This is a genomic window from Catellatospora coxensis (genome assembly GCF_016862635.1).
GTDB classification, from domain to species: domain Bacteria; phylum Actinomycetota; class Actinomycetes; order Mycobacteriales; family Micromonosporaceae; genus Catellatospora; species Catellatospora coxensis.
Window position 1 is genome coordinate 1 of sequence record NZ_BONI01000148.1, and the last position, 8,645, is coordinate 8,645.

At 67.9% G+C, this 8,645-nt stretch carries 10 protein-coding genes; 6 read left to right on the forward strand and 4 right to left on the reverse strand.

Annotation, left to right across the window (positions count from 1 at the left end; all coding sequences use genetic code 11):
• Nucleotides 1-122 precede the first annotated feature (122 nt).
• From Cco03nite_RS43295 to Cco03nite_RS41205, 3 genes are all read right to left on the reverse strand, one after another.
• Nucleotides 123-449, reverse strand: a complete 327-nt coding sequence (locus Cco03nite_RS43295; RefSeq protein ID WP_486303447.1) for a 4-fold beta flower protein — start codon at nucleotides 447-449, stop codon at nucleotides 123-125.
• Nucleotides 450-729: 280 nt separating this feature from the next.
• Nucleotides 730-927 carry a hypothetical protein gene (locus Cco03nite_RS41200; protein ID WP_203699490.1) on the reverse strand — a complete coding sequence of 66 codons (198 nt, stop codon included), beginning with the start codon at nucleotides 925-927 and terminating at the stop codon, nucleotides 730-732.
• Nucleotides 924-1,109: a hypothetical protein gene (locus Cco03nite_RS41205; protein ID WP_203699491.1), complete on the reverse strand. Its 186-nt coding sequence runs from the start codon at nucleotides 1,107-1,109 to the stop codon at nucleotides 924-926. Before Cco03nite_RS41205 ends, Cco03nite_RS41200 begins: the two co-directional genes overlap by 4 nt.
• A gap of 158 nt (nucleotides 1,110-1,267) precedes the next feature.
• Here Cco03nite_RS41205 and Cco03nite_RS41210 point away from each other — a divergent pair, with 158 nt between their 5' ends.
• On the forward strand, nucleotides 1,268-1,498 hold the full coding sequence (locus tag Cco03nite_RS41210) for a helix-turn-helix transcriptional regulator (protein WP_203699492.1): 231 nt from the start codon (nucleotides 1,268-1,270) through the stop codon (nucleotides 1,496-1,498).
• On the opposite strand, the gene Cco03nite_RS41215 is transcribed toward Cco03nite_RS41210, so the two are convergent.
• Nucleotides 1,495-2,736, reverse strand: a complete 1,242-nt coding sequence (locus tag Cco03nite_RS41215) for an NsdA family TPR-like regulatory protein (RefSeq protein ID WP_239168079.1) — start codon at nucleotides 2,734-2,736, stop codon at nucleotides 1,495-1,497. The genes Cco03nite_RS41210 and Cco03nite_RS41215 overlap by 4 nt on opposite strands.
• 282 nt (nucleotides 2,737-3,018) lie before the next feature.
• Here Cco03nite_RS41215 and Cco03nite_RS41220 point away from each other — a divergent pair, with 282 nt between their 5' ends.
• The 5 genes from Cco03nite_RS41220 (at nucleotide 3,019) to Cco03nite_RS41240 (ending at nucleotide 8,586) form a co-directional block, all read left to right on the forward strand.
• Nucleotides 3,019-3,543, forward strand: coding sequence for a hypothetical protein (locus tag Cco03nite_RS41220; protein WP_203699493.1), 525 nt, complete (start codon nucleotides 3,019-3,021; stop codon nucleotides 3,541-3,543).
• A 590-nt stretch (nucleotides 3,544-4,133) separates the two neighbouring features.
• A complete protein-coding gene (locus Cco03nite_RS41225) occupies nucleotides 4,134-5,264 on the forward strand; it encodes an AAA family ATPase (protein ID WP_239168080.1) in 1,131 nt (376 codons plus the stop codon).
• The gene (locus Cco03nite_RS41230) at nucleotides 5,261-5,680 is read left to right on the forward strand and encodes a hypothetical protein (protein ID WP_203699495.1); all 420 of its coding nucleotides are present in this window, start codon (nucleotides 5,261-5,263) and stop codon (nucleotides 5,678-5,680) included. The genes Cco03nite_RS41225 and Cco03nite_RS41230 overlap by 4 nt, the downstream gene beginning before the upstream one ends.
• 1,372 nt (nucleotides 5,681-7,052) lie before the next feature.
• Nucleotides 7,053-7,355 (forward strand): helix-turn-helix domain-containing protein, encoded by a 303-nt coding sequence (locus Cco03nite_RS41235; RefSeq protein WP_203699496.1) that lies wholly within the window; start codon nucleotides 7,053-7,055, stop codon nucleotides 7,353-7,355.
• Nucleotides 7,356-7,362: 7 nt separating this feature from the next.
• On the forward strand, nucleotides 7,363-8,586 hold the full coding sequence (locus Cco03nite_RS41240; RefSeq protein ID WP_203699497.1) for a tyrosine-type recombinase/integrase: 1,224 nt from the start codon (nucleotides 7,363-7,365) through the stop codon (nucleotides 8,584-8,586).
• The last annotated feature ends 59 nt before the right edge of the window (nucleotides 8,587-8,645 follow it).

The following is an 8,645-nucleotide window of genomic DNA, read 5'->3' on the forward strand; positions in this document are numbered from 1 at the left end:
GTGTCTGCACAGGCCGGAGGGTTGTACCTGCCCGTACGGAGCCAACCGTCGCAGGACCGACGCTGCGGAGCACCATCGGTTGTCAGCGGTTGCCGAACAGCTCGCTGACGATCTGCTGACTGCTACTTCCTCAGCTTCGCCGGAGGTATGTCGCCGAATCCAGACGGCATGGGGATGGCCGCGCGTGACGCTGGAGAACTGGGGGAGGCAGGTTGGGCCGGAGAGCTCGGCTGGGCGGGGTTGGCTCGGGAAGGCGGGCTCAGCTTCGCGAGGAGCCGGTTACCCCGCACGACGCTCCCGAGGTAGTTCCCGGATGTGCCCACGGCGTGCTCGTCGCCCCACGGGAACCATCCAAGCCACCGGCTGTCAGAGCCCCACAGGTACCGGTCGCTCTCGCTTCGCCTGAACGCGATCCAGTCGCCGTTGCTGTTGAATAGATACACAGTCATTACATATCTCCCTCATGTCCGGGTTGAACATCAATCGTCACCCGACAACATGAATCAGCCTACCGATCCACATCGAGATATGCAACCAGGTTGATTATGTGTGCGTTCCGCACACATCTGTCAGCGTGAACGAACGCGCCACCGTCGACCGCGATCCAGAGCACCGATCGGGCGGCTCTGTGCGAGCGTCGCACGGTCACCTGAGACGACTTTCGGGCATGCCCGTACCTACCCGATGTCGAGATCTTGGCTCAGCGTGGCTCTCAGCGGGCCGGTGCAGTCACGCGGCCCTCTGCGCCCGCTCCCACGGCTTCGGCATCGCGGCCAGGCGGGAAAGGTGCTCACGGTGCCGCCGGGCGCGCAGCTCGTCACCGGACGCCTCGGCCGCCTCAGCCCACGCCCGAATCTTGGCCACGAACTCGTCATGGCTGGCGCGTTCCAGCGCCCACAGCGCGGCTGCGTGCTCTTCCGCTGTCATGGCTGCTCACCCCCTCCTAGCCTTTCGTCGAGCCTACCCAACTCATACAGGATGTTCTCCATGTGCAGGCGACGGAACGTCAAGCCTTCCTCGTACTGCTGGATCATCGCGCGGTCCCGCGCCAACTCCTGTCGAAGGTCGATGCGCTCGAACTCGTCGCGCATCTGCTGCTCATCGTCCATCTAGTCCCGTCCGTTGGGTACGTGCGCAGCACGTACGTCCCTCAAGTCCGCCAGTAGGTTCCATCAACCACAGGAGCGCCCCCGTGAGTCAACCAGCGATCAACCCTCACCCACGCTCGCCTGTTCGTCTCGACCCCCTACTAGGGCACAATGTGGCCGTGACTGTCGCTCCCGACCCTGCCGCCGAATGGTGGACGACCAGCGAAGTAGCCGCCTACCTGGGTGTGCAGGTCGCCACGGTGACGAACTACCGCAAGCGAGATCAGATGCCGCAGCCTGATCTGACAGTCGGCCGCACCCACATGTGGAAGCCGTCGCGAGTCATCGCCTGGCACGAGGGGCGGCCACGGCCAGGCGTCGGCGGCAGGCCGGCCAGCCAGAGCGACTAAGCGCCCGACAGCGCCCGAATCTCGTCCAGGAACCGGACAGCTTCGGGCGCTGTCCCGTACCTGCGTCGGAGAAGTTCGGTAAGTTCCTGCGACACCATCAGCAGTGATGGGAGAGACCGTCTGTCTGCGGCAAGCGCCCGTCGGCCGAAGGAGATGGCCTGGTCAAGGTCGCCCGCTCTGGCGGCGAGCACGCCGAGCGTCAGCCGGGCCTCGGCCGTGCGCATCGGCTTGGCCTCAAACCCGCTCGGGTCGGTCGAGGATCGAATAACCTCCTCCGCGTATATCTGGGCGAGCCGGTCCTCCCCCACCAGCCGGTAGCCATCCATGGCATAGAAGTCAAACTTGGCAGGATCGACCACGAAATGGTTATTCAGGTCATCGGGATACGGCAGCGATTCGAGTAGAGTTCGCCCCTGGTCAAGCGCAACTTCAACTTGACGCCTGTCACCAATCCGCGCCCACGCTTTGGCGCGCTGTGCGGCGAGTTGAACAGATACACCTTTGCCGGAGGCAATCGCAGTGCCGAGTTCCGCCGCTGCAATTGTGCCCCGATAATCGCCCTGGGTAAGTGCGAACCAGGCACGCATCTCGTATGCCCAACCCATTACATCGACGTTGCCGGACTCCTCTCCGAGCGAGAGTGCCGCACGACGGGTTGCCTCAGCCTGTTGCCGCTGGCCGAGGTCGTACTCAACGCAGCCGATCAGCAGTGCCACCCAGCCTGCCAGCGCCAACACTTCCTGATGCTGCGCAAGCGTCAGGCGGCCCTGTAGCAACGAAGTGATTCGGCGGAGCCACGCCCGACCTTCCACCAATAGTTGGTCAGACGCCATGAATGGGTATTCACACGCCAGTCTGTCTGCCGTGATCCTCAGCGCATCAAGAGTCGCGGCGGACACATCAGATGCCCGCAGCCGGGACACGATCTCAAGCGTGTCCATTCCCGTGCCGCGAATGAGTTCAGCCTCAGCATCACGACTACTAGCGCGCGGAAAGAATGCGGCAGTTACGGTGCCGAACATCTTTGCAACTAGCGCCTTATAGAAGTCGTCCGGCTCAGCGTCGCCCGCCTCCCACCGCTTCCAATTGCGGAGCAGGCTTCCGGATTCCGGTAGCGGCTTGTCCGCGTGCGCCTGAAGCGCGCGAACCGCGTCATTCTGCGACCAGCCATGGGCCAGGCGTTCAGCCCGAATGCGCCGAGCCCACGCGGGGCGGTCAACGCCGGGGGTGTCATCCATGCCGCAAGTATCCCGCTCGGCGCGTGGTGACAAGCAAGGGGACAACGGCCTGTCCCCATGGGGACAGGCTGGAGTCACCGCAGTGCCACCTGTCACCCGCAGGGATGACGGGCGATGGTTGATCCGTCACACCAGCCCCACCAGTCACACCGGCCACAGACCGACCGGACCCTCAGCGTTGCGCAGTACCAGTTGAGTTGGTACTGTCTCCCACAGAAGATGGCCCCGGCGAGTTGCAGCTCGCCGAGGCCAAGCATTGGCCCCTCTGCGAAAGGAACGACAATGCTCAACCAGCGTACTGCCGAGGTCGCGAGCCTGCTCAAGCCCACTCGGCTGAACTTCGCCGGCATGTGCATCTACTGCGAGACGTTCGGCTGCGTCAGCGACCGGTGCCAGGCGACGCACGCCGCGTCGGTGTGGGGCATCTGCCCCGAGTGCGATGGCACCGGCACCCCGCTGGACGACGACTTGGGCCGCTGCGGCTGCGCGTACGGCGTGACGCAGTTCGGCTCGGTGAAGAACCAGAGCGCTGAAACACACAGCAGCGTGGTCCCGGTGTCGGTGCCTCCGGCGCTGCTGTCGGTGCCGCTGCCGCGCTGCCTCGGTTGCGGGCACCGGACCGCGAGCCTGCACGAGGACTGCGTTTCGGACATCAACCCGGGTTCGTGGGTGCCGTGCGGCTGCTGCCAGGGCCTGCGTATCGACGCTGACGGGTTCGAGTGCCGGGAGTGCTGCGGCGCTGGGTTCATCCCGATGACCGGACACGACACCCTCGCCGAGCGGGCCGGGGACGTCACGCCCTGGTGACCGGGGCCGCACCGGGCCGCTGACGGCGGCCCGGACACCCACCGCCCGCCTTCCTCTTATGACTTCCCGCGCCCACGACGGCGCGGGACCGATGCCGCGCGTTCGTTGACAACTCCACAGTGTTTCAGCCAAGTCCGTCCGGCCCTGATGGCCGTGTCCGCCCGGACGGATGTCCGGCCCGGCACCGTCGCCGGGCAGGCCTGCCGCCGCCGGTCATGTCCGCCGCTGACCGGACACCCGGACCCGCATCCGGCGCGGTTGACGGCATCCGGACGCGCTGACGCCGGTGCCGTCCGCACTGGCCCGGGTGGACGGACACCCGGGGCCAGAGATCACCAAAACGCTGATCTTCCTATCGGCATTTGCGCTGTACCGGGTTGGCGTGGCCCCGCACTCGTAGATCACGAACCCGGTGCCGCCAAGGTGCCGCCACGGTGGCGGCATCACGGCCCGTCCGGTGCCGCCACCAGACCCACCCACACGCACCCCTCCGGACTCCGAGAGGACCCGTTGTGACACCGACACCCACCGATACGCCACCGGCTGAGGCCGGTCGCACCATCCGTCTCACGCCCGCATCGGCGGTCAAGATGCGCCCGGTCCGCTGGACCTGGGACAACCGCATCCCCGCCGGTTCCATCACGCTCATCCCCGGACGCGAGGGCATCGGCAAGTCGCTGACGCTCGCGTGGCTGGCCGGACAGCTCACCCGGGGCACCCTGCCCGGCATCCACTACGGCACCCCGCGCGCGGTCATCTACGCCGCTACCGAGGACTCCTGGGCGCAGACGATCGCGCCGCGTCTGTACGCCGCAGGGGCCGACCTGGACCTGGTCTACCGCGTCGACGTCGACAACGACGGCGCACACGACCAGCTCACCCTCCCGCGCGACTGCAACGGCCTGGCCGTCGAGATCGAAGAGCTCGGCGTAGCGCTGCTGGCCGCCGATCCGCTGCTGTCGCTGATCCAGGCCGGTATCGACACCCACCGCGACCGCGACCTACGAACCGCGCTGGAGCCCCTGGCCAAGCTCGCCGACCGCACCGGCTGCGCCGTGGTCGGGCTGGCGCACTTCAACAAGAGCGCCAACACCGACGCCTTGAACCTCATCACCGGATCGCGGGCGTTCTCCGCCGTCGCCCGCGCGGTGATGTCGATTGCCCGCGACGACGAGGCAGGCGACGGCTCGTGCGTCATGTCGCAGTCCAAGTCCAACCTCGGACGCCTGGACGTGCCGTCACTGCGCTACATCATCGAGTCGGTGGAGGTCCCCACCGACGAGGGACCGGCCTACGTCGGCAAGCTCGTCTTCACCGGCGAGTCCGACCGCAGCGTCGCTGACATCCTCGGCGACAGCGGCGACCAGGGCGACCAGCGCGAGGAACGCGACGGCGCAGCCGCCTGGCTGGCCGACTACCTGATCAGCCAGGGCGGAGAGGCAGCCTGGGCGGACGTTCGCAAGGCGGCCCGCGCCGAAGGCATCGCCGAACGCACGTTGCAGCGCGCCACCCGCCGCGCCCGCGTCACCGTGACCCGCGAGGGCTTCCCCTCCCGCACGATCTGGCGACTCGACACCGGTAACGCTCCGTATACCGCAACCGCAGTCGCGCCACAGTCGCGCCAGTCGCGCCACGTTCCGGAAGCTGGCGCGACTGGCGCGACTGGCGCGACTGCACACGAACAGTCACCGACAAACGATCACGTAGGAGCCTCCCTGTGAACGCGACCGCCCTTGCCGACCAGGCCGAAGCCGCAGCCCGCGACGCACGCCGCAAGCTCGCCAGCATCGGCGGTGACCGGCCCGCCGACATCGCCTCCGATCCCTGGCTGGCCGAACAGATCGGCGCGCTACTGCTGGCCCTGGCCACCGACACCGCCCGCCTGTGCCGCCACGTCAAACCGTCCCCGATGGTCCTGCACGCCACCGCCTGGACCCCCGGACGCGTCGTCTGCGAGCGCTGCGCCCCGCAGCTGCGACCGGCCACCTACCAGCAGGACACCACCTGCGACCGGTGCGGCGAACACACCAGCGCGATCTACTCCGGCGCGCTGGCCTTCGGCTCGATCCTGTTCACCTTCGGCCTGTGCGGCGGCTGCATCCACTCCAGCCCCGTCTACCGGCCCGCGCTGATCTGACCGCCCGACCGGCGACCGCAGGGGATAGGCCTAGCCCTCACGGCCGATAGGCCTATCCCCTCCGCTAGCCCCACAAGCCCCCGACCGCCAGCGGCCTAGCCCTCTATCCCCGACCAGCGGCCAGCACCGACAACCCGCCCAGCGGGCACCCCGAGACTCGTGCGTCGGGGGATAGAGCGCCGCTCTAGGTCTAGAGCACCGACGCTCTAGACCTAGAGCACGGTCTAGACCAGCCGCAGCCCGCGCGGCCAGGGCTCTAGAGGCTCTAGAGCATCCGCCGGCACGGCACCAAACCGGCTCAGGAAGCCACCGCGGGCACCCTGCCACCGGCGCCCTAGACAGGTAGCGGCAGAGGTAGCGCAGTAGCGGCAGGTAGCGCCAGCGCTACCCGTACCGCTACCCGCTGAACCACCAACAAGCTGCGGCAACGTCGAAAGGTAGCGGGTAGCGGCACCCCGCCGCACACCCCCAAAGACGGCCCACAGGCGGCCTACGGCCACCGACGCGCCGCTACCGCTACCCGGCCACCGCACGTAACCGTCCGGTCGTCCACTCGTCCACTCGTCTACAGCCCCCGCGCGCACGTACGGGCGCGTTCTCGGCAACCGTCCGCCGGACGAGTGGACGGTTCTCGCCACCGACCGTCACGCGAACACCCACCCGGCGCAGGGGAGATGTCCCCGCCCCGGGGGCGGTAACCCCGCCGGTAACGGCCGACCACCGGGTAACGGCCGCGTTACCCCCGCCGTTACCCACCACACCACTCGCGAGCAGCGACAACGCCAAGAGGTAACGGGTAACGGCACCGACGACAACGGCCCGCAGACGGCTCAAAACCGCCACCTCGGCCACCGGCCCACGCCGTTACCCGCCCACCCCGCGCGTCCCCAACACACCCCCGTCCCGGGGACACCTCCAGCTCATCGCCCATCAAGGGTGAGCGCGCCGACCGGGGACAACCGCGCCGAGCGCTGCTAGCGCTAGCACCCGCGACCGCTAGCGATAGCAGCCCCGCTAGCACCCCAACCGCCCGGCGACCAGCCCGATAGCAGATAGCACCCTCAGCGCCACCCAGCCGACAAACGGCCCTTCGTCCACTCCCGGCCACCCTGCGCCGCTCCTGCTAGCAGCAGCGCCAGCAAGGGAGGTGGCCCCCGCCTCCGGCGGGCTGACGAACCAGACCGAGCACGCACAGCCCCGCGCAGCGGGGGGCCACCTCCCCAACCCGACCACCTATCAGTCGCCGCTAGACCTAGCGGCCCGACCCGCTAGGTCTAGCGCTCGTGCTAGCCCCTGAAACATCCGCTGGCCAGCGGCCTAGCGGTCTAGCCCCTCACCAAACCGATCACCGAACGGCCTCAGGAGGCACACCATGGCCACCCCCGCCGCAACCACTAGAGATCACGACCGACACCACGAGGAGCACCACATCGGCACCGTCGTAGCGCTGCGCCCGCAGTCCCCCGGCAGTCTCGCGCGCCGCCGACCAGAGCGGGCCGTCTACGCGGTCCGCGAGGTCGCCGAGCTGCTCGACCTGTCCCTGACCTCCACCTACCAACTTCTCCGGCTCGGCGAGATCCCCGCCAAGCAGCTCGGCTCCCGCTGGGTCATCCCCAAGCAGGCATTCCACAACTGGCTCAACGACACCTACAGCACGACCGACAACGAGGAGTAGCCCCACCATGGGATTCATCAACAAGACCCCGGCAGGCACCTACCGCGCCAACTGGCGCGACCCCGCCGGACGCCAGAAGGCCAAGACGTTCACGACGAAGAAGGAGGCCAGCGCCTTCCTCGCCGAGACGGAATCGGCGCTCAACAGAGGCACCTACCTGGACCCCAAGGCGGGCAAGAAGCGCTTCGGCGAGTTCGCCAAGGTGTGGCAGGCCAGCCGCCATGTTGAGCAGCGCACCAGTGAGCGCACGGATTCGGTGATGCGCATTCACGTCCTGCCGCAGTGGTCGCAATGGCCGCTGGCGAAGATCGAGCACACCGAGGTCCAGGGGTGGGTCAATCGGCTGAGCGAGAAGCTGTCGCCCGCGTCGGTGGCCAAGTGCTTCGGTGCCCTGTCGATGGTGCTCAACGCGGCGGTACGGGCGCGGCTGATCCCCATCAACCCATGCGAGGGCACCAACCTGCCCAGCACGCACAAGCCGCAGCGACCCGCGACGGCCATCAGCCGGGCGCAGTTCGATCGGTTGCTGGCCACCGTCGAGCCGAGGTACCGCGCGCTCGTCGCCCTGGCCGCCGGGGCGGGGCTGCGGTGGGGAGAGTGCCTCGGCCTGACGTGGGCAGCGATCGACCTGGACCGGGCGACGCTGCGCGTGGTCCAGGTCGTCATCGAGTCGGGCGGGGTGCGCACCATCAAGCCCACTCCGAAGTCGCGGGCTGGTGTTCGCACGGTGCCGATGCCCGATTTCCTGGTGACCGAGCTGCGCAAGCTGTACGCCGAGAAGGGCAGCCCCGACGCGACGGAGCTAGTGTTCATCGTGCGGACCGGGCACGCGCCGCTCCGCTCGACCTTCCGCCGGCACGTGTGGCGGCCCGCCCTGGTCCGCGCTGGCCTGCTCGGCAGCGTTGCCGAGACGAGCCCAGAGCGATGGCGGGCGACGTGGCCGACGACCGCGGGCGCGTCGGCAGAGGCCGTGTTCGCCACCGAGCGCAGTGCGGTGGAGCACGTCGCCGAGCACGCAGCAGGCGGCCTCCGGTTCCACGATCTCCGACACTCGTACGCGACATGGCTGGTGTCGGACGGCCTACCCGTCAACGTGGTCCAGCGGGTCATGGGACACGAGAGCGCATCGACCACACTCAACCTCTACACACACGCGCCGAACACGTTCCACGATCGTGTTCGGGACGTTTTCGACGGCGATGCTGACGATTCGCTGACTTCTGACGAATAACGGCAGCAAAAAGCGCAGCAGGTCACGGCCGAATAATGGCTGTGACCTGCTGCGCTTTA